The sequence below is a fragment of the Effusibacillus lacus genome (assembly GCF_002335525.1).
GTDB lineage: Bacteria > Bacillota > Bacilli > Tumebacillales > Effusibacillaceae > Effusibacillus > Effusibacillus lacus.
On the sequence record NZ_BDUF01000038.1, the window covers coordinates 1 to 1,246 of the forward strand.

General features: G+C 49.1%; 1 protein-coding gene. It reads left to right on the plus strand.

Annotated elements, in window-relative coordinates; translation table 11 throughout:
- Positions 1 to 845 (plus strand): transposase (locus EFBL_RS07980; protein WP_149029944.1); only part of this gene is annotated, 845 nt, incomplete at its 5' end.
- Between the last annotated feature and the right edge of the window lie 401 nt (positions 846 to 1,246).

Below are 1,246 nucleotides of genomic sequence, written 5' to 3' on the forward strand. Positions count from 1 at the left end.
ACCTGCGCGTGCTGATGAATCAGCGGGATCGTCTATGCGGGGATTTGAACCGCGTGAAAGGAAGAATCCACAATTGGTTGGATCGCTTCTTTCCCGAATATACGCAAGTCTTTAAAGATTGGGAAGGTAAAGCTTCTCTTATCACTCTTCAGCACTTTCCATTACCACAAGATGTGGTGAAAGCCGGTGAAACATCGATCGTGGCCACATGGAAGAAGAATGACGTGAAGCGTGCCGTGGGCCCCAAAAGAGCACAGTTGCTGTACGGGAAAGCCCAGAAGTCCATCGGCCTTACGGAAGGCGTTACAGCAGCCAGGCATGAGCTAGCCATGTATCTGGAGCAGTACGTCATGCTGTGCAGGCAAATTGAACAACTGATGGAGCTTGTGGAGGAACTGGTAAAACAAATCCCCGGCGCCTCCCACATGATGAGTATCCCTTGCATTGGACTCATCACCGTGGCTGGGTTTCTAGCGGAAGTCGGGAATTTATCCGGTTATGACCACAGCCAGCAAATCGTACGCCATGCGGGACTTAGCCTACGGGAAAACAGTTCCGGCGAGCGGAAAGGACAGACGACGATCAGTAAGCGTGGCCGCTGTCGCCTCCGAGCGTTGCTGTTTCGGGCGGCACTAACCATGGTCGCTAAGAATCCGGAATTCCATGCACTGCATCGGTATTTCACCACACGCAGGGATAACCCGCTGAAGAAAAAGCAATCGATGATCGCCATCTGTAACAAGTTAATTCGCGTCTTATTTGAGCTTGGAACCAAGCAAAAGGAATACGACGCCCGTAAGGTGCTTGGCCCCCATCGAGAGGCTCAATTACAAGCAGCAGCTTAATTTAATTACAAGTTTAGCAACTCATCTCTTTCTGCGCTTATGACACAGATTGATCTTTGACAAACGAAGCACGGATAGGCTGGGACCAATTTATTCCATTAGGGCAACGACCCCGTTTAGGAGCTTGCCCGGCCTCCACCCCTTGAGAGGTAGAACGAAGGAATGTAAGGGCATAGACCCAGGGAGATATGGGAGGGTTAACTGCAAGGGTACATGTGGAGATCCATTTGCGACCATAGGTTTTTAAAACGAGGTAGCACCACCTCTATTCCCGCCAACAGGTCGATCCCATATTTTCACTTTTCGTCAAATATTATCCATGGGTGCTTCGTACGTCAAAGATGAAATATTGTGATAGAGCGAGAAAAACGTAGAAAACATTAATTTATTGAGGGAGGAAT